This window comes from Methylibium sp., from assembly GCF_013817345.1.
GTDB lineage: Bacteria > Pseudomonadota > Gammaproteobacteria > Burkholderiales > Burkholderiaceae_C > Methylibium.
This window is the reverse complement of the sequence record NZ_JACDCW010000007.1, coordinates 1-18,478: the sequence shown is the minus strand read 5'-3', so window position 1 is coordinate 18,478 and position 18,478 is coordinate 1. Positions and strand designations below refer to the sequence as shown.

Genomic DNA, 18,478 nt, shown 5'->3' with positions numbered 1-18,478 from the left:
CGCGCTGCAACGCGGCCGACAGCACGCCGAGCCCGTCGCCGCATTGCCTTGCCGGACAAGCTTTTATGAATCGATTCCGAACCTTCCTGATGGATACGCGAGTGCTGAGCGTGTTCGGCATGGCCGCACTCGCCACATTCCTGTTCGTAGGCGCCGACACGCTGCAGATCGCGCTGGCTTACGCGGGTATCGCGGTTGGGTTGGTGCTGCTGATCTGGTTCACGGTTTGGGTCGCGCGCAAGCTGCTCGCGCGACGGGCGGCGCGGCGTTTCGAGCAAGCGATCGATGAACAGACCGACAAGGTGCGCTTGGCCTCGCCGCCCACCGACAAGGCCGACCTCGATGCGCTTCGCGCACGCATGCGCGAAGCCGTCAAAACGATCAAGACCTCGCGCCTGGGCCTGAGCACCGGCGGCGCGGCGCTGTACGAGCTGCCCTGGTACATCGTGATCGGCAATCCGGCGGCGGGCAAGAGCACGGCCGTCGTCAAGTCGGGGCTCACCTTTCCGTTCGCGGACAAGGCCGGCAGCGTGGTGCAAGGCATTGGCGGCACGCGCAATTGCGACTGGTTCTTCACCAGCGAAGGCATCCTGCTCGACACCGCCGGCCGCTATTCGGTGCACGAGGAAGACCGCTCCGAATGGCTCGGCTTCCTGGGCCTGATGAAGCGGCACCGCCCCAAGGCGCCGATCAACGGCATCCTGATCGCAGCGAGCGTGGCCGAGCTGTCGCAGGCGCGTCCCGAAGCGGCAATTCAGTTGGCGAAAAACCTGCGCCAGCGGGTGCAAGAACTGACCGAGACGCTCGAAGTCTTCGCGCCGGTCTACCTTGTATTCACAAAAGCCGATCTCATTGCCGGCTTCACCGAGTTCTTCGAGGACCGCGACCGTGCCGAACGTGAACGGGTATGGGGCGCAACGCTGCCCTACGACCCTCTCGCGAAAACCGACGCCGTGGCGCTGTTCGACCGGCATTTCGACGAGCTGTTCGACGGGCTAAGGGAAGTGTCGGTCGCGCGCATGTCGCTGCACCGTGGCCAGTCGCTGCCACCCGGGGTGCTCACCTTCCCACTCGAGTTCGCCGCCGTGAAGCCGGCGCTGCGCGCCTTCGTCGCGACGCTGTTCGAAGACAACCCCTACCAGTTTCCGCCCGTCTTTCGCGGCTTCTACTTCACCAGTGCACTGCAAGAGGGAGTGGCGAGCAGCCGCGCCAGCGAGCACGTGGCGCGGCAGTTTGCGCTCAACGACCGCCCGGAACACACGGTGGCGATGGTGGTCGCCGACAACGGTTTTTTCCTGAAGGACCTGTTTTCGCGCGTGATCTTCGCCGACCGCAACCTCGTCAGGCAGTACACGAGCCGCGTCAAGCTGCGCGCGCGGGCGCTGACTTTCGGCGCCGCCGTCGTGGCACTCGCGCTGGGTCTGGGGGGTTGGAGCTGGGCCTACCTCGGCAACCGGCAACTTACCGTGAACGTTCAGGCAGACCTCGACAAGGCGATCCTGCTGCAGCGAGAGCGCTACGACCTCGCCTCGCGCATCGAGGCGCTCGAAGTGCTGCAAGACCGCATCGAGCAACTCGACCGTTACCGTACGGACCGGCCGCTGGCGATCGGCCTGGGCCTGTATCAGGGCAGGGCGATCGAAGCCAAACTGCGGGCGGAGTACTTCGCCGGCGTCGAGCAGATCATGGTGCAGCCGGTCGCCCAGGCACTCGAAGCTTTTCTCGGCGAGGTGAACCGCGATTCGGCCGGTCTGCAGCCAATGACGCGCGCCCCCGAGTCGGCGGCAACGCCGCTGGCTTCACAGGCGGCAGCACCTGCGGTGGGCCTGTTTACCGAGGCTTCGCCGCGTAGCGCCGAAGACGCCTACAACGCGCTCAAGACGTACCTCATGCTCGGCGACCGCCCGCGCATGGAGGCCGGCCACCTGACCGATCAGATCACCCGCTTCTGGCGCGGCTGGCTAGAAGCGAACCGCGGCGCCATGCCTCGCGAGCAAATGATCCGCAGCGCCGAACGCATGATCGGCTTCACCATCGCCAACCTCCAGGATCCCGCCTTCCCGGTGCTGGCCAACAACCTGAGTCTGATCGATCAGACGCGCGAGAACCTCCAGCGCGTGGTGCGCGGCATGGCAGCACGCGAGCGCGTCTATGCCGACGTGAAGGCGCGTGCTTCGACCCGTTTTCCACAGGTGACCGTGGCGCGCATCGTGGGCGACCTCGACCGCGAGGTGATTGCCGGCAGCTATGCCATCCCCGGCACTTTCACCCGGGAAGCCTGGGACGGCTACATCGAACAGGCCTTCAAGGAAGCTGCGACAAAAGAGCTGCAAAGCGCCGACTGGGTGCTCAAAACCGCGGCGCGCGACGACCTCACGCTCGAAGGCAGCCCGGAGCAGATCCGCAAGGCGCTCACGGATCTGTACAAGGCCGAATACGTGCGCGAGTGGCAGCGCTTCATGCAGGGCGTTTCGGTCGCCGAGTTCGGCACGTTCCAGACCGCGGTGCTCCGCATGAACCGGCTCGGCGATCCGGTGCAGTCGCCGATCAGGAAGGTGATGCAGACGCTGTTCGACCAGACCTCGTGGGACAACCCGTCGATCCTGAACGAGCGTCTGGCCATTGCGCAACGCGGCATCCTGGGCTGGTTCAAGCAGACCATCCTGCGCCAGGCGCCTTCGCGCGTGGACGTTAGCCTGAACGTCGGCGCGGACAAGGCCGAGATCAAGGCAGGCCCGATCGGTCGCGAGTTCGCGGTGCTGGCCCGGCTGATGATGACGCGCGACAACAGCCCGACGCAGATGGCCGGTTACCTGGAAATGCTCTCCAGGGTGCGCACGAAATTCAACCAGATCAAGACCCAGGGCGACCCCGGCCCCGCGGCGCGGCAGTTGATGGCGGCGACGCTCGCCTCGTCGGGCTCCGAACTCGCCGAGGCGCTGAAGTACGTGGACGAACAGATGCTGGTGGGCATGACCGACAGCGCTCGCGCCACCTTGCGCCCGCTGCTCGTGCGCCCTTTGATCCAGGCCTTTGGCGTGATCGTCGAGCCGGCCGAAACCGAGATCAACCGGGTTTGGGCCGCACAGGTGCGGGAGCCGTTCCAGCGCATGCTGATGGCGAAGTACCCGTTCGACCCCGCGTCCAGAATCGAGGCCGCCCCTGCAGAAATCGCCAAGGTGTTCGGCCCTGACGGCGCTGTCGCGAAGTTCACCAACGAAACCCTGACACCGCTGGTGGTGCGGCGCGGCGACACCCTCGCGGCGCGCACCTGGGCCGATGCAGGCATCCGGCTGCGGCCTCGGTTCTCGGCTGGATTCGCCGGCTGGGTTGCGCCGCTGGAGGGCGGCGCGGCACCGGCCGGTGGACCCAACGGCGCCGCCGCAACTCCCGGCAGCGCCTCGCAGACCGTGTTCCAGATCCTGCCGCAAGGCTCGCCGGGACTGACGGAGTACACGATCGAGATCGATGGTCAGAAGCTGCGTTATCGAAATGCCGCACCGGCCTGGCAACGCTTCGTCTGGCCGAACGAGGGCGGCACGCCGGGCGCGCGCATCACCGCTGTCACTCATGACGGCGCCACGGTGAACTTTCTGGACGAGCCGGGTCGCTTCGCACTGACCAAGATGTTCGAGTCCGCCGAGCGCCGGGTGCTGGCAGATAACCTGTACGAGCTTTCCTGGGTCGAAGGCAAGAACGTGGTGACGGCGCACCTGCGCATCGTCAGCCAGCCCGGCGTGCCGGCGCCCACCGACGCAGAGGGAGCGGGAGATGCCCCGGCAGTCTCGGCGAGCTTGCGCGGTGCCCGGCTCCCCAACCTCGTCGTCGGTGTCGATCCGCCGCCAGGGGGCGCCGCGGTGCAGATCGCGCCGCAAGCGACACGATGAAGGCGGAGCACTTCGCATGACGCATCCCGTGAGTGTTCCGCTCGCCTACTTCGGCAAACTGCCGTCGCGAGGCGATTTCGTGCGCAGCGCCCACCAGGGCGGCCTGATCCAGACGCTGGACCGTTGGTTGAGCCAGGGCGTCGAGCTGATGTCGAGCCAGCCTCGCTGGAAGGAGGTCTACGACCGCGGCCCGAAGACGCATTTCGCTTTCCTTTCCGTGCACAGCCCCCGGGCCATCGCCGGCCACCTCGCGGCAAGTGCGGACGCTTCCGGACGCCGCTTCCCCTTCGTTGTGGCGGGCGCCTTCGAGGTCGCCGCACCGCTGGATTTCATTGCACGCGCCCCCATGGCGCTCACGCGGCTGTGGGCGCGCTTCGAACAAGCGACGCACAGCGTGTGCGCCGCGGACGATGCCGCTCCGCTGTTGGGCGAACTGGCACTGACGGCCTTCGAACTCGACACATCTCCCGCCGCCTACGAGGCCAGCGTGCAGGATTTCGCCGAGCTCCAATCGGTCGGCTCGCTGGAGGCGATGTTGCGTCAGGCCGGCCATGCGATCGATGTGCGCCAAGTGCTGCTCGCACTCGGTCTGCTGCTGCAGCCGGTTCTTGCGGGCGGCGGAAAGACGCTCAAGAAAGGCCTGTGCCTTCCTCTGCCGACCGATCCGCTGTACCGCCCGCTCGTCGCGAGTTTCTGGCTGCAGCTGGTGACGCCCTTTCTTGCGCGTGGCGACTTCGAAGTGGCCCTGTTTCTGCCGCAGCGCTCGGGCGTCTCGCCCACGCTGGCCATCGGCTTGAGCGGCGACTCGGCCGCACACCTGCGCGCGGTGCTAGATCCCGACGCCGGCGACGAAGCCTTCCTCGACCCGACACCGGCCGACTGGGTTGAAGAGCACGCGCACCAGGACTACGCGGTCAAGAAGCTCTCGAGCTATCTGCAGCAGCCGCAGCTGTCTTTGCGTCAAGCGACCATGACATTTCGCGAAGCGTTTCTCGGAGGATGACCATGATCGCAATCGCACAAGCGCTGCGCTGGCTGCTGCCGCTTTCGCTCGCCATCGCAGGCGGCCTCGCCGGCGCCGCGGGAACGACGCCGGCGCCCGGCAAGGTGGTGGTTTCCGGCACGGTGCCTGACGAAGCGACGCGCCAGGCGGTGCTGACGCGCGCGCGTGAAGTGTTCGGCGTCGACCGCGTGGTCGATCAGCTCGGCGTCGGCACCCTTGTCGCACCGCCGAATTGGACCGCCTACGTGCAGCGCATCATCTCGCCCGATCTGAAGCAGGTCAGTCGGGGGGAAATCAGCATCCGTGGCAATGTGATCGACCTCAAGGGGGAGGTCGGCAACGAAGCCGTTCGACAACAAATCGTCAGTGACATTGCCACGAGGGTCAACACCACCTACACGGTGCGCAGCGGGCTGCGCGTTGGCGCCGCGGGACAAGACCAGGTGGATCTCGCGCTAGGCAACCGGACCATCGAATTCGAAACCGGCAACTCCGCGCTCACGCCAGCGGGGCGGGAGGTGCTCGAGCTGCTGGCACCGGTGTTGCAGCGGTTAGCGGGGCGCAGCTTCGAGGTCACCGGACACACCGACGCTCAAGGCTCGCGGCCGCAGAACATCGCGTTGTCCGCAGCACGCGCCGACACGGTGAAGGGCTACCTCGTCGGCAAGGGCATTGCGGCCGACAGCATCGTGACCTCGGGCGCCGGCCCCGACCGGCCCATCGCCGACAACGACACGCCCGACGGGCGCGCACGAAACCGGCGCATCGAACTGCGCGTCGTGCAATAGCGCCCGACGCTCACTCTGCGGCGACGGGCGGCGGCACGCCGAGCAGTTCTTCCACCTGCAACAGCGCGCCCTGATCCTTGAGCACTGCACGCAGCCAGGCGTGCAAGGGCATGTCGCCCCACTGCGCGGCACGGTCGGCCAGATAGGCCACGGGACTGTGCGGCTCGGTGCGGCGGAAGAAATCGGCCACCATGCGCAGTTGCTGCAGTGCCTCGGCACGCGTGCGCAAGGGCGCAGTCGAGGGCGCCTCGCCCGCCGCCGCTCGCCCGGTGCTGAGCACTTCGGCGGAAGGCAACGCCGGGTTGGCCGGCGCGCCCAGAGGATCGGCCTCCCGAGCGAGGCGCTCGACGGCATGTGCAGCGTCCGCGAGCGCACTGCGGGCGCCCGCGAACCCGGGGCTGTCGTCGCCCAGACGCTCATCGACCAGTCGCTGCAGCTGCTCGAGCGCCTGCTGAGCGCGCTGCACTTCCGCCAGGTTGTCGACGAAGAAGCCACGCGGCGTCTTGCGGCGCACCGCGGCGATGTCGTCGAGTGTGATCCGGCCATGGGTAGCAGGCGCTTCGCCTGCCGGATCGACGCTGCGAGACAGCGCCTGCGCCGACGCCATGTCGCCCAGCGAATAGGCGTGCGTGCCATCGCGCAACACCGGCAGCCGCGGCGCAAGCGACTCGACCTGCGCGAGGAGCCATCGCAGGCTGCCGCCGCGTTGCTCGGCGTCGCCGTCCTCGATGCGAGGGTGCAAATCGTCCCAGAAGCCTTCGCACAACAGCCGGTACAGCGTCAGGCCATCGGCCAGGCCGGCGTAGCCGACGAGGCGAGCGCGTGCGTCGGTGAGCCAGGCTGCGACGCGCAGGTCCTTGGTGCGCTGGCTCAGCAACTGCTCGCACTGCGCGAGCACGCCGGTCCAGTCGGCCGACTTCAATGCCGTGACCCACTCGCCCTGATCGAGCGTCGGGTCGTCGGCACGGCGCATCTCCTGGATCGCATCGAACTCGGTCGAGAACGACAGATCGTCTCCGCAGGGCGATGGTCCGGAAACCGCCGCGAGCAATACGTCGAAATTCATGGAGGGAACAGGGCGCCGGCCAAGCTGGGAAGCCGCAGATTCTAGAAGGGGCACCCGCTTGCGAGTACCCCGCATTCGCACCGCTTCAGCGGGCTCGCCGAGCTCACGCCGCTGCCGCGTCGGGCCTCTCCACGACCGTCGGCGTTTCGATCGGCCCCGGCGCCGACTTGCGCGCAAAGAGTGTGTACACCGTGGGGACCACGAAGATGGTGAGCAGGGTGCCCAGGCTCATGCCGCCGACGATGACCCAGCCGATCTGCTGGCGGCTCTCGGCCCCGGCTCCGCTGGCGAGCGCCAGCGGCACCGCGCCCAGCACCATCGCGCCGGTGGTCATGAGGATGGGTCGCAGCCGCAGGCTGGCCGCTTCGGTCACCGCGTCGATCGTGCTCTTGCCCTGCTGACGTAACTGGTTGGAGAACTCGACGATCAGGATGCCGTGCTTGGTGATCAGCCCCACGAGGGTGATGAGCCCGATCTGCGAATACACGTTGAGCGTGCCGCCGGCCAGCTTCAAGGCCAGCAATGCGCCCACCATCGACAGTGGCACCGCCAGCAGGATCACGAAGGGATCGACGAAGCTTTCGAACTGCGCAGCCAGCACGAGAAAGATGAACAGCAGGGCCAGCACGAACACCAGTCCGAGCGCGCCGCTGGAGGTGCGGAACTCCCGCGAGATGCCGTTCAGCTCGGTCGAATAGCCGGGCTCGAGCACCTGGGCCGCCGTGGCATCCATGAACTCCAGCGCCTCGCCGAGCGCATAACCGGGCGCCAGGTTGGCGGTGATGCTGACCGAGCGGCGCTGATTGAAGTGGTTCAGCTCGCGCGGAGCCACGCTGGTTTCCACCTTCACCAGCGCGGCCAGCGGGATCATGGCTGCGTTGCCGGCTGCATCGGCGCGGCCGCGCACGAACAGTTTTTCGATGTCGGCCGGCACCGTGCGGCCGCTGAGGTCGGTCTGCACGATCACGTCGTACTGCTCGGCATTGCGCTTGTAGCGGGTCACGTTGCGCCCGCCCAGCATGGTCTCGATGGTGCGTGCCACGGCGTCCACCGACACGCCGGCGTCGGCCGCGCGGTCGCGGTCCACCGAGATGTAGATTTCGGGCTTGTTGAGGCGCAGGTCGATGTCGGGCTGCACGATGCCGGGGTTCTTGCCCATCTCGGCCAGCATGCGCTGCGCCACGGCGGCAAGGTTCTCGTAGCTGTCGGAGGTGAGGATCACGAAGCTGATCGGCCGCTCCCGGAAGCCGCCACCCAGCGAGGGCGGCGTGACCGGAAAAGCGCTCACGCCGGGCAGCGCAATGAAGTCGGGCGCCAGGCCGCCCAGCACATCGAAGATGCTGCGCTCGCGCTCGGCCCAGTCGATGGTGCGGATGATCGCGATGCCCTGCGCCACTGTCGGATTGCCGGCGATGACGAAGGCACGATCCACATCCGGGTCCTGCAGGGCGAGGCGTTCGATCTCCCGCAGGTAGCGCGTGGTGTACTCGAGCGTGGCGCCGTCGGGCGAGCTCACGTTCGTGAAGATCGTGCCGCGGTCTTCCATCGGCGCCAACTCGCTCTTCATGCTGCCAAACAGCCACACCGCCGTGCCGGCGGAAGCGGCCATCACCGCGATCACCACCCAGCGGTGCAGCAGCGTCCAGCGCAGCACGCGCGTGTAGCCGTGGGTCAGGCCGTCGAGCGCGCGCTCCATGAAGCGGTCGAAGCGGCCCGGCTTGGGGTTGTGGCGCAGCAGCTTGCTGCACATCATGGGGCTCAGCGTGAGTGCGACGAAGCCGGAGACGATCACCGCGCCCGCCAGCGTGAGCGCGAACTCGGCGAAGAGCCGCCCGGTGCGCCCGGGCGTGAAGGCGAGCGGCGCAAACACGGCTGCCAGCGTGAGCGTCATCGCCACCACCGCGAAGCCGATCTCACGCACGCCCTTCAGCGCGGCCTGGAACGGCTCCAGCCCCTCCTCGATGTGCCGGTAGATGTTTTCCAGCACGACGATCGAGTCATCGACGACCAGGCCGATCGCCAGCACCAGCGCCAGCAAGGTCAGCGTGTTGATGCTGAAGCCCGCCAGCGAGATGAGGATGAAGGCGCCGATCAGGCTCACCGGGATGGTGACCAGCGGAATGATCGAGGCGCGCAAGGTCCGCAGGAACACGAACACGACCAGTGCCACCAACGCGACGGCCTCGGCGATGGTGGTGTACACCGAGGCGATCGAACGCTCGATGAAGATGGAGTTGTCGTTGGCGACCTGCACCGTCAGGCCCTCGGGCAGGTCCTCCTGAATCTGAGGCACCGCGGCGCGCACGGCGGCGGCCAGCTCGAGCGGGTTCGCGGTGGCATTGCGGATCACGCCGAGCGAAACCGCCGGCTGCCCGTTGAAGCGCACGCTGCTGCGCTCCTGCGCCGCCGCCTCCTCGATGCGCGCCACATCGCGCAGGCGCACGGTGTGGCCGCTCGCGGCCTGCTTGATGGCGATGTCGGCGAACTGCGCCGGCCGGTTGAGGTCGGTGCGTGCGGTGACCGTGAACTCGCGTTGCTGGCTCTCGATGCGGCCGGCCGGCACCTCGAGGTTCTGGCCGCGGATCGCGTCTTCGACATCCTGCACCGTCAGCCGGTAGGCGGCCAGCCGGTCGGGATCGAGCCACACGCGCATGGAATAGGTGCGGTCGCCGTTGATGCGCACGTCGGCCACGCCGGGCACGGTCTGCAGGCGAGGGCGCACCAGGCGCGTGAGCACGTCGGTCACGTCGAGCGGCGAGAGCGTGTCGCCGCTGAACGTGAGCCAGATGGTCGGCGAGGCGTCGGCCTCCACCTTGGTGATCACCGGCTCCTCCACTTCGTCCGGCAGCCGGCCGCGAACGCGCGAGGCGCGGTCGCGCACGTCGGCCGCAGCGTTGTCGGGGTTCTTCTCGAGCTTGAAGCGCACCGTGATTTGGCTCTGTTCGGAGCGCGAGATCGAGGTGATGATGTCCACCCCATCGATGCCGGCGATGGAGTCTTCGAGGATCTTGGTGACCTGCGACTCGATCACTTCCGACGAAGCCCCGACCAGGCGCGTGGCCACCGTGACCACCGGCTCGTCGATGTTGGGGTACTCGCGCACCTGCAGGCCCTGGTAGGACACCAGGCCGACGAGCACCAGCAGCAACGACATCACGGTCGCGAAAACCGGCCGGCGCACGGCGACTTCGGCAAGCTGCATGAAGCCCGTCTCCTGCAGCAGTGGGGTCAGTCGGCGCGGTGGGCCAGGGCCTTGCCCTTGCCGCCCACGGAGCCCCCGGACGCACCGGAGGCACGCACCGCTGGCGGCTCGGCGGCACGGCCCGCAGGACCACCCAGCTCGACGACCTGCAACTGCAGCCCGTCGCCGCGCATCAGCCGCGACTGGCCGGCGGTGACGATGCGCTCACCGGCTCGCAGGCCGCCCAAGATCTCCACCTCGCCGTTGCGGCGGATGCCGGTGCGCACCTCGATGCGCTGCGACAGCGGCCCGTCGGGCCCGTCCACCACCTTGAACAGCAGCTCCTTGCCGGCCTGCGGCACGACCGCCTCTTCGGGCACCAGCACGGCGCCGGGGCGCTCTGCGAGCTGCACCTTTACACGCGCGAACATGCCCGGGCGCAGCGTGGCGTCGCGGTTGGGAATGAGGCCGCGCGCCAGCAGCGCCCGGCCGTCGAGGCTGATCTGCGGCTCCAGCGCCTCCACCACCGCGTCGAACCGCCGGCCGGGCAGCGAGTCGATGGAGACCTCCACCTTTTTCTTCACCTCGAGTTGCGACGTGAAACGCTCGGGCAGGCTGAAGTCGACATACACGCTGGAGGTGTCCTGCAGGCTCACGAGGTCGGCGCCGTCCTGCACCACGTCGCCTACATTGACTGCGCGAATGCCGGTCTGGCCATCGAAGGGAGCCACGATGCGCAAGCGCGCGAGCTCGGCGCGGGCCAGCGCCACCTGCGCCTCGGCCACGTTGAGGTTGGCCTGCGCCTGATCGACCACGCTTTGCGTCACGAAGTTCTGCGCCACCAGCTCCTGATTGCGCGTGAGCGTAGTGCGGGCGATGTCGGCTTGGGCCTGCGACTCGAGCAGGCGGGCCCGCTGCAGCGCATCGTCCATCTGCACCAGCAATTGGCCGGTCTTCACGCGCTGGCCGTCGGCGAAGCCGAGCTTGACGATGCGCCCGCTCACCTCGGGCCGCATCATCACGCCCTGACGCGCACGCAGGCTGCCAACCGCGCTGGTGTCGTCGCTCACGTCCCGCGCCACTGCACGTGCCACCTCCACCGGCACCGGGCCGGTGGTCCCCGCCTTGGGGTGAGCGACCGCTGCCGACGCCGGCGGCGTGCGCGCTGCGCTGTGGTTCTGCGCCCACCAGGCCACAGCCGACACGGCGAGCAAGCCCACGCCGGCCAGCGTGACGGTAAGTTTCTTCATGCGCAGATTGTCGGCAAATACCGAGAATCTATGCGGTCTTGGGATTCGGTAGCCCAAGCGGCCGCGATGCCTGGTCGCGGCACTGGGAGAAACATTGCTTCACAAAGCGCGTGCGCCGGGCGCGAAGTCCGCGCAGCCGCGGTTGGCCAGGGCGTCCGCGCGCTCGTTGCCTGGATCGCCGGCGTGTCCCTTAACCCAGTGCCAATCGATGCGGTGCAGCGCGGCCAAGGCGTCCAGGCGCCGCCAGAGATCGGCGTTCTTCACCGGCTTCTTGTCGGCCGTGAGCCAGCCGCGCTTCTTCCAGTTGTGGATCCATTCAGTGATGCCCTGGCGCACGTACTGGCTGTCCGTGTAGACAGCAACCGTGCAGCTGCGCTTGAGCGAGGCCAGCGCTTCGATCACCGCGGTGAGCTCCATGCGGTTGTTGGTGGTCACCGCTTCGCCGCCGAACAGCTCTTTCTCGTGGCCATCGGCGCGCAGCCATGCGCCCCAGCCGCCGGGGCCGGGGTTGCCCTTGCAGGCGCCGTCGGTGTAGATCGTGACCGCGGGCCGGGCGATGCCGGGATCGGGCAGGTTCATCGGCTGGGTTTTTCCTTGTTGTGGTGCGTGTGGCTGACAACGGCTGGCGCCGTGCGCGGCTTGCGCACGGGTTTGCGGGCCGGGCCGATGACGCGCATGCCGCGCACGCGTTTCACCGCGCTGAGCACATAGACCGCGCCGAACACCGGCCACCAACGGTCGCCGGCTTTTTCCATCCAGTCATAGCGCTCGAGCCAGCGCTGCGTGCGCAGCGCCGGGCGGTAGCAGCCGAAACCGCCGCGCTCCACCTCGAAACTCAGCAGGCGCAGCCAGTCACGTAGCCGCCGGTGGCCGATGAAGTCGCCCGCGCGCGGCAGGAACAGGCCGCTGCCGTCACCCTCGCCGCTGGCGCGCGCCGCCCAGCGGCCGGCCCACTGGCGCAGGCCCCACAGGCTAGCCGGGTTAAAACCGACGATGACCACGCGGCCCTCCGGCACCAGCACGCGCTCGACCTCGCGAAGGGTCTGGTGCGGATCGCGCGCGAACTCCAAGGTGTGCGGCAGCACCACCAGGTCCAGGCTTTGCGCCGCGAAAGGCAGTGCGTCGAAGTCGCAACACAAGGCCGCCTGCGCGACGCGCGGCGGCACTATCTCACCTGGCGCTGCTCCAGGCTCGCCCGCCGGCGCGGCGTCTTGTGCAGAATGCGCTTGCAGTGCCAACCAACGGTGAGGCATGCGGTTGGCTTGCAGCACGTCGAGTTCACGCAGGCCGAGCTGCAGCGCGTGAAAGCCGAACACGTCGGCCACATGCGCGTCGATGCGCGAACGTTCCCACTCCAGCAGATAGCGCCCCGGCGGCGTCTGCAGCCACCAAGGCAACTCCAATATCGAAGGGTCTCGCGCCATGAACCTGATTGCTCTTCCCGCTTTTACCGACAACTACATCTGGCTGCTTCACGATGGCTCGGAGGCGATCGTCGTCGATCCGGGGGAAGCGGCACCGGTCGTGCGCGCCCTCGACGAGCACGGCTTGAAGCTCGGCGCGATTGTAGTGACCCACCATCATGACGATCACGTCGGCGGCGTGGACGCGCTGCGTGATCGGCTGGTGCCGCAAGGCGTCGTCTGGGGTCCCGCCGGCGGGCGCATTCCGCAACCGTACACACCGCTCGAGGACGGTGACGCCGTCGAGCTGTTCAGCACCAGCTTTTCGGTGATTTTCGTGCCCGGCCACACGCGCGACCACATCGCCTTCTTCGGCCAGCCGGCCGGCGAAGCGCCGCTGCTCTTTTGCGGCGATACGCTATTTTCCGGCGGCTGCGGGCGCCTGTTCGAAGGAACGCCTGCGCAAATGCACGAATCACTCAGCAAGCTCGCCGCGCTGCCCGGCGAGACACGCGTGTGCTGCGGTCACGAGTACACCCTTTCGAACCTGAAATTCGCGCATGCGGTGGAACCCGACAACACCGCGGTGATCGACTACACGCGCCGGTGCCAGGCACTGCGCGAACGCGATCTGCCCACCTTGCCGAGCACGATCGCCGTCGAGCAGCAGGTCAATCCCTTTTTGCGTGTCGAAGAAGAGCAGGTGCAGGCCAGTGTCCGCACCCGCAACAGCGGCGCGCGCGATGCAGTCAGCGTGCTTGCCGCGCTGAGAGAGTGGAAGAACGAATACCAATGACTGATCAAGCTCCCGCGCAGCGGCGCGCGCTGTTCGCTGAACCTCAACAGCGCCTCGCTTCTCACGCCTTGTCGTTTTGCGGCATCTCGACCTGGCCCCTGCTCGCCCGCACCGCCGCGTTCACGGCCTTGACGCTCACCTTGGGCGCCTGCGCTACCGGGCCGGCATCCCAGGAGCCTCCTACTGAGCCGATCCCGGTGGCCGCGGCGCCGGCCGCTTCGGCAGCCTCTGCAACGATCGAGATCGCTTCGCCGGCTGCGGCGGCCAGCGAAGCCGGTGCCGAGATCGCCTCGCCGGCCAGCCCCGAACCTGAAGAGACCGGCGATGCCGTTGGCCCGCCGACCGATCCGCTGCGCCCAGAGGAGCCAGTCAACCTGGCTGAAGAAGCCGCGCGCCGCGACCTCTGGGTGCGCGTGCGCCAGGGCTTCGCCATCCCCGACCTCGACACCGATCTGGTTCGCGGCCGCGAGCGTTATTACGCCAGCCGGCCCGACTACGTCCAGCGCATGACCGAGCGCTCGAACCTCTACCTGTTCCACATCGTCGAGGAAGTCGAGCGCCGCGGCCTGCCGACTGAGCTTGCGTTGCTGCCCTTCATCGAAAGCGCGTTCAACCCGCAGGCGCTGTCGAGCGCCAAGGCCTCGGGCATCTGGCAGTTCATGCCCAAGACCGGCAAGCACTACGACTTGGCGCAGAACTTCTTTCGCGACGAACGCCGGGACGTGCTCGCCTCGACCCGCGCCGCGCTCGACTACCTGCAGATGCTCCACGCACGCTTCGGCGACTGGCACCTCGCACTGGCCGCCTACAACTGGGGCGAAGGCAGCGTCGGTCGCGCCATCGCGAAGAACCGCAGGGCCGGAAAGCCGACCGACTACCTGAGCCTCAAGATGCCGGCCGAGACCCGGCTCTACGTGCCCAAACTGCAGGCGGTGAAGAACATCGTGGCGCAGCCTGAAGTTTTCGGCCTCGAGTTGCCCCCGATCGAGAACCACCCCTACTTCCTGAGCGTGCCGATCCAGCGCGACATGGATGTCGAGCTGGTAGCAGAGCTGGCCGGGCTGCCGATCGAGGAGTTCCACGCGCTGAACCCCTCGCTCAAGCAGCCGGTGATCCTGGCCGCCGGCACGCCGCAGGTGCTGCTGCCCTACGACAACGCGAATGCTTTCGTGCGGACGCTGCCCGACCATGTCGGTCCGTTGGCGAGCTGGACCGCCTGGGTCGTGCCGCGCACCATGAAGACCGCCGACGCCGCCAAGCAGCTCGGCATGAGCGAGGCGACGCTGCGCGAGATCAACCGCATTCCGCCGCGCATGCAGGTGCGCGCCGGCTCGACCCTGCTGGTGCCGCGGAACGGCAAGCGCGACGCCGACGTGAGCGAAAGAGTGGCCGACAACGCCACCATCCTGCTTTCTCCCGAATCGCGACCCGGCGGGCGGCGTACCACCGTCAAGGCTCGCACGAACGAGAGCGTCACCGTCTTCGCCCAGCGCCTGGGGATCAGCGCGGCCAGCGTGGCGAAATGGAACGACATCTCGACCCGCGCAACGTTCAAGAACGGCCAACGAGTCATCGTGGAACTGCCGGCCAACTGGGGCAAGTCCACGGGCAGCACCGTGCGCAAGACCGCCGGCAAACGAAGCACGCGGCCGGCGGCGGCAACCAAGGGCCGTGTCGCCCGGCCGAGCCGCTGACTGTGTTGGCCCGGAGCTCGGTGCGGCAGGCCCGAACGGCAAGGCCGGCAGCGGTCTTGCAAGACTCTCCGGGTCTTGGTTTGGGCCAGCCGCTAGTGCCGGATTCGTCGACCCCTCAATAGCTTGCAGCGAACAGGATCGCGATATTGACCGCCAGCGCCAGTGCCCACACCACAGAGCGCGCCAGGGCGCGATCAGCGAGGTAGCAGCCGACATAGCCCAGCCGCAGTGCAACCCAGGCCAGCGCCAGCGCCTCGAGCCGTGTCGTCGGCGCATCGAGCGCCAGCGCGATGGCCACGGCGCCAATGAACAAGGGCAGGGCTTCGAAGCAATTGGCCTGCGCCGCATTGGCGCGAGCCCGGTATCCCCCTTGGCGCGCCAGCCAGTCACGCGGCAGATGGTTGTCGTAGCCGCCGTCCGTGCGTGGCGTAGAGAAACGCCCGGCCTTGGCGATGCCGGCGCAGGCAACGGGCATCAGGGCAGCGGCCAGCACGCACAGCAGCAGGATCGTCATCGCACGGTCGCTTTTATCAACGCGCTCAGCGCCGCTCGCTCAACGCATGGGCAATGGTGCCGAGGTCCACGTATTCGAGCTCGCTGCCCGCCGGCACGCCACGCGCCAGGCGCGTGACGGTCACGCCGCGGCCCTTGAGCGCCTGCGCGATGGCATGCGCCGTGGCTTCGCCCTCGGCGGTGAAATTGGTGGCGACGATCAGCTCCCGCACTTCGCCGCCTTGGCCGCTTCCGACGCGATGGATCAGCTCCCGTAGACCGATGTCGTTCACGCCGATGCCGTCCAGCGGCGAGAGCCGCCCCATCAGCACGAAATAAAGCCCGCGGTAACTGCCGCTGCGCTCGATCGCGGCCTGGTCGGCCGGCGTCTCCACCACGCACAGGAGCGCTCGCTCGCGCGAGGGGTCCAGGCAGGTGCTGCACACCTCGGCTTCGGTGAAGGTGTGACAGCGCTCGCAGTGGCGCACCGTCTCGACCGCCTGGTCGAGCGAGCGTGCGATCTGGCGCGCGCCCGCGCGGTCGTGTTGCAGCAGGTGGTAGGCCATGCGCTGCGCCGACTTAACGCCGACGCCCGGCAGGCGGCGCAGTGCCTCGGTCAGAACGTCGAGCGCCGAAGCGGCGGCCACGCCTACCCCGGTTTTCCCCCGCACAAGCGGGAGAGGGAGCAAGACAGTTCAACCACCACCACGCCGCCGCGACGGACGAGAGCGGCTTGAGCGATCGACGCAGTCATCAGAACGGCAGTTTCATGCCCGGCGGCAAGGGCATGCCGGCGGTGAGCTTGCCCATCTTTTCTTCGCTGGTCACGGCCGCACGGCGCACCGCGTCGTTGAAGGCGGCGGCGACCAGGTCTTCGAGCATGTCCTTGTCGTCGGTGAGCAGGCTCGGGTCGATGGTGACGCGCTTGACGTCGTGCTTGCAGCTCATCTGCACCTTCACGAGACCGGCGCCCGACTGGCCCTCGACCTCGATGGTGGCCAGCTCGTCCTGCGCGCGCTTGAGGTTGTCCTGCATCGCCTGCGCCTGTTTCATCAGGCCGGCCAGTTGTCCTTTGAGCATGGGTTTCTCCGTGAAAAGCTAAACGGGTTTGATCGATCCCGGCACGATGCGGGCGGTCTTGAACTGCGCCATGACGTCGAGCACGAGCGGGTCGTTGCGGATCAGGGCTTCGGCCTCGCGCTGGCGTTGCTCGCGCGCGGCGGCGTCACGCCGAGCGGGCGTGTCGCCCACCGGACCGGCCTCGACGTCGAGTTCCAACGGATGGCCGAGCGCCGCCGCAAGCGCGCCCTGCAGGCGTTCGGCGTGCGCCGGGTTGCGCAGCGGCTCGCGCTCGACGCGCAGCCTGATGCGGGATTCGTCGGCGTCGATGGCGGTGCATTCCGATTGCAGCGCCAGCTCGCGCACCATGGCCGCGATGGCACCGGCTGCCAGCAGTTGTGCGACCAGCGCGGCCCAGCGGTCGCCGAGCGGGTTGCAGGGGACCGTGGCCGATGGCGAAGGCGCCACGGCTTCTTCAACGACAGCAGCTTGTAGTGCCGGAGATGCTTGCATCGCGTCGTCATCGCGGCCAGCGCGCGGCACCGCCGGCTGCCGGGGCACCGGCTCGGCGACGCGCTGCACGGCGCTCGGAGCCGCCCGCGCCAGGACCGCCCGCTCGGCGGCGTAGGCGTCGATCGGAATGTCTTCCCACGGCGGCATGCCGGAGGCGGCGCTGCGCGGTGCGAGGTTCAAGGGCGCCGGCTCGGGTGTGGTGCGCGCCGCACTGCCGTTCACGGCAACTGGCGCCACCGACACGCTGGACGCCGATGGCGTGCGCGCGAGCGGCAGCGCAGCCGCGGCCGGCCGGGTCAGTGATCCACTCGCTTTGGCGAGAGGCTGAGCTGGCATGGCAGGTGGGCGAGGCGTGCTCGTCGGTGCTGCAGAGGAGGCCACCGCAGGTGCAGGGCCTGCTGCCGTCTCGGTGCCCGAAGCCTGGCGCGGCACCACCGCGGGCCGCGCTGCGCCAGCCGGCCGAAAGGCCAGCATGCGCAGCAGCACCATCACCAGCCCGCTGTATTCATCGGGCGCGAGCGGCAACTCGGCGCGGCCGTGCAGCGCAATGCTGTAGAGCACCTGCGTTTCGTCGGCCGGCAGCAGGCCGGCGAGCCGCGCGATCTGCTCGGAATCGGGATCGTCGCGGTCGAGCGCGTCAGGCACGACGTGCAGCACCGCCATCTGCTGGAGAAGGCTTGCCATTTCCTCGAGCGCACCCTCGGCCGCCAAGCCCTCGGCTCGCAGCGTGTCGACCGCGGCCACGACGGCCGCGCCATCCGCGCTGGCCAGCGCATCGAGCAGCGCCAGCACATGGCTGCGCCCGACCGTGCCCAGCATCTGCCTTACGCCCGCCTCGGCCAGGCTGCCGCCGCCGAAGGCGATGGCCTGGTCGGTGAGCGAGAGCGCGTCGCGCATGGACCCGCGTGCCGCGCGCGCGATCAGGCGCAGCGCGGCCGGCTCGGCGTCCACCGCCTCGGCGGCCAGCACCAGCTCCAGCCGGCCGAGCACCGTCTCGGGCGCCATCGGCCGCAGGTTGAACTGCAGGCAACGCGAGAGCACGGTGGGCAGCACTTTCTCGGGATCGGTGGTGGCCAGCACGAACTTCAAGTAGTCGGGCGGCTCCTCCAGCGTCTTGAGCAGTGCGTTGAAGGAGTCCTTGGTGAGCTGGTGCACTTCGTCGATCATGAAGACCTTGAAGCGGCCCACCGCCGGCTTGTAGGCCGCGCGCTCGAGCAGATCGCGGATCTCGTCGATGCCGCGGTTGGAGGCGGCGTCCATCTCCACGTAATCGATGAAGCGATCAGCGTCGATTTCGGTGCAGGCGCGGCACACGCCGCAAGGCTCGGGCGTGATGCCGCCGGCAT

At 68.2% G+C, this 18,478-nt stretch carries 14 protein-coding genes; 5 read left to right on the top strand and 9 right to left on the bottom strand.

The features are described 5' to 3' along the window. The first annotated feature begins 65 nt into the window (after window positions 1-65). The 3 genes from tssM to H0W40_RS02360 are packed head-to-tail and all read left to right on the top strand — an operon-like array spanning window position 66 to window position 5,678. The gene (tssM, locus tag H0W40_RS02370; RefSeq protein ID WP_292442816.1) at window positions 66-3,887 is read left to right on the top strand and encodes a type VI secretion system membrane subunit TssM; all 3,822 of its coding nucleotides are present in this window, start codon (window positions 66-68) and stop codon (window positions 3,885-3,887) included. 16 nt (window positions 3,888-3,903) lie between these two features. Next, the gene (gene tagF, locus H0W40_RS02365) at window positions 3,904-4,890 is read left to right on the top strand and encodes a type VI secretion system-associated protein TagF (RefSeq protein ID WP_292442813.1); all 987 of its coding nucleotides are present in this window, start codon (window positions 3,904-3,906) and stop codon (window positions 4,888-4,890) included. A 2-nt stretch (window positions 4,891-4,892) separates the two neighbouring features. Continuing rightward, a complete protein-coding gene (locus H0W40_RS02360) occupies window positions 4,893-5,678 on the top strand; it encodes an OmpA family protein (protein ID WP_292442810.1) in 786 nt (261 codons plus the stop codon). A 10-nt stretch (window positions 5,679-5,688) separates the two neighbouring features. Here H0W40_RS02360 and tssA read toward each other — a convergent pair whose 3' ends face one another. The 5 genes from tssA to H0W40_RS02335 all read right to left on the bottom strand — a co-directional run bounded on the left by tssA (window position 5,689) and on the right by H0W40_RS02335 (window position 12,599). After that, complete coding sequence (gene tssA, locus H0W40_RS02355; RefSeq protein ID WP_292442807.1) at window positions 5,689-6,744, bottom strand: type VI secretion system protein TssA; 1,056 nt, start codon at window positions 6,742-6,744, stop codon at window positions 5,689-5,691. 103 nt (window positions 6,745-6,847) lie between these two features. Then, window positions 6,848-9,946, bottom strand: coding sequence for an efflux RND transporter permease subunit (locus H0W40_RS02350; RefSeq protein ID WP_292442804.1), 3,099 nt, complete (start codon window positions 9,944-9,946; stop codon window positions 6,848-6,850). Between the two features lie 26 nt (window positions 9,947-9,972). After that, on the bottom strand, window positions 9,973-11,175 hold the full coding sequence (locus tag H0W40_RS02345) for an efflux RND transporter periplasmic adaptor subunit (protein ID WP_292442802.1): 1,203 nt from the start codon (window positions 11,173-11,175) through the stop codon (window positions 9,973-9,975). A 99-nt stretch (window positions 11,176-11,274) separates the two neighbouring features. Continuing rightward, entirely contained in the window at window positions 11,275-11,754 is a 480-nt protein-coding gene (rnhA, locus tag H0W40_RS02340) for a ribonuclease HI (protein WP_292442800.1), read from the bottom strand. Further along, entirely contained in the window at window positions 11,751-12,599 is an 849-nt protein-coding gene (locus H0W40_RS02335; protein ID WP_292442797.1) for a class I SAM-dependent methyltransferase, read from the bottom strand. Before H0W40_RS02335 ends, rnhA begins: the two co-directional genes overlap by 4 nt. Between H0W40_RS02335 and gloB the strand changes: the two genes are divergently transcribed. Beyond that, a complete protein-coding gene (gloB, locus tag H0W40_RS02330) occupies window positions 12,598-13,374 on the top strand; it encodes a hydroxyacylglutathione hydrolase (RefSeq protein WP_292442794.1) in 777 nt (258 codons plus the stop codon). The genes H0W40_RS02335 and gloB overlap by 2 nt on opposite strands. After that, on the top strand, window positions 13,371-15,068 hold the full coding sequence (locus tag H0W40_RS02325) for a transglycosylase SLT domain-containing protein (RefSeq protein WP_292442791.1): 1,698 nt from the start codon (window positions 13,371-13,373) through the stop codon (window positions 15,066-15,068). The genes gloB and H0W40_RS02325 overlap by 4 nt, the downstream gene beginning before the upstream one ends. A 115-nt stretch (window positions 15,069-15,183) precedes the next feature. On the opposite strand, the gene H0W40_RS02320 is transcribed toward H0W40_RS02325, so the two are convergent. The 4 genes from H0W40_RS02320 to dnaX all read right to left on the bottom strand — a co-directional run. Continuing rightward, window positions 15,184-15,582, bottom strand: coding sequence for an MAPEG family protein (locus H0W40_RS02320; protein WP_292442788.1), 399 nt, complete (start codon window positions 15,580-15,582; stop codon window positions 15,184-15,186). A 25-nt stretch (window positions 15,583-15,607) separates the two neighbouring features. Further along, window positions 15,608-16,207 carry a recombination mediator RecR gene (gene recR, locus H0W40_RS02315; RefSeq protein WP_292442785.1) on the bottom strand — a complete coding sequence of 200 codons (600 nt, stop codon included), beginning with the start codon at window positions 16,205-16,207 and terminating at the stop codon, window positions 15,608-15,610. A 106-nt stretch (window positions 16,208-16,313) separates the two neighbouring features. Next, window positions 16,314-16,640, bottom strand: a complete 327-nt coding sequence (locus H0W40_RS02310) for a YbaB/EbfC family nucleoid-associated protein (protein ID WP_292442782.1) — start codon at window positions 16,638-16,640, stop codon at window positions 16,314-16,316. A gap of 18 nt (window positions 16,641-16,658) precedes the next feature. Next, the coding region (gene dnaX / locus H0W40_RS02305; protein ID WP_292442779.1) for a DNA polymerase III subunit gamma/tau at window positions 16,659-18,478 on the bottom strand (1,820 nt) is incomplete at its 5' end.

What these genes read in the sequence shown, in the direction of transcription:
- tssA (WP_292442807.1), bottom strand. Translation starts at nt 6,744, where the DNA reads ATGAATTTCGACGTATTGCTCGCGGCGGTTTCCGGACCATCGCCCTGC.
- H0W40_RS02335 (WP_292442797.1), bottom strand. Translation starts at nt 12,599, where the DNA reads ATGGCGCGAGACCCTTCGATATTGGAGTTGCCTTGGTGGCTGCAGACG.
- H0W40_RS02360 (WP_292442810.1), top strand. Translation starts at nt 4,893, where the DNA reads ATGATCGCAATCGCACAAGCGCTGCGCTGGCTGCTGCCGCTTTCGCTC.
- tagF (WP_292442813.1), top strand. Translation starts at nt 3,904, where the DNA reads ATGACGCATCCCGTGAGTGTTCCGCTCGCCTACTTCGGCAAACTGCCG.
- H0W40_RS02350 (WP_292442804.1), bottom strand. Translation starts at nt 9,946, where the DNA reads ATGCAGCTTGCCGAAGTCGCCGTGCGCCGGCCGGTTTTCGCGACCGTG.
- H0W40_RS02320 (WP_292442788.1), bottom strand. Translation starts at nt 15,582, where the DNA reads ATGACGATCCTGCTGCTGTGCGTGCTGGCCGCTGCCCTGATGCCCGTT.
- gloB (WP_292442794.1), top strand. Translation starts at nt 12,598, where the DNA reads ATGAACCTGATTGCTCTTCCCGCTTTTACCGACAACTACATCTGGCTG.
- tssM (WP_292442816.1), top strand. Translation starts at nt 66, where the DNA reads ATGAATCGATTCCGAACCTTCCTGATGGATACGCGAGTGCTGAGCGTG.
- H0W40_RS02310 (WP_292442782.1), bottom strand. Translation starts at nt 16,640, where the DNA reads ATGCTCAAAGGACAACTGGCCGGCCTGATGAAACAGGCGCAGGCGATG.
- H0W40_RS02345 (WP_292442802.1), bottom strand. Translation starts at nt 11,175, where the DNA reads ATGAAGAAACTTACCGTCACGCTGGCCGGCGTGGGCTTGCTCGCCGTG.
- rnhA (WP_292442800.1), bottom strand. Translation starts at nt 11,754, where the DNA reads ATGAACCTGCCCGATCCCGGCATCGCCCGGCCCGCGGTCACGATCTAC.
- H0W40_RS02325 (WP_292442791.1), top strand. Translation starts at nt 13,371, where the DNA reads ATGACTGATCAAGCTCCCGCGCAGCGGCGCGCGCTGTTCGCTGAACCT.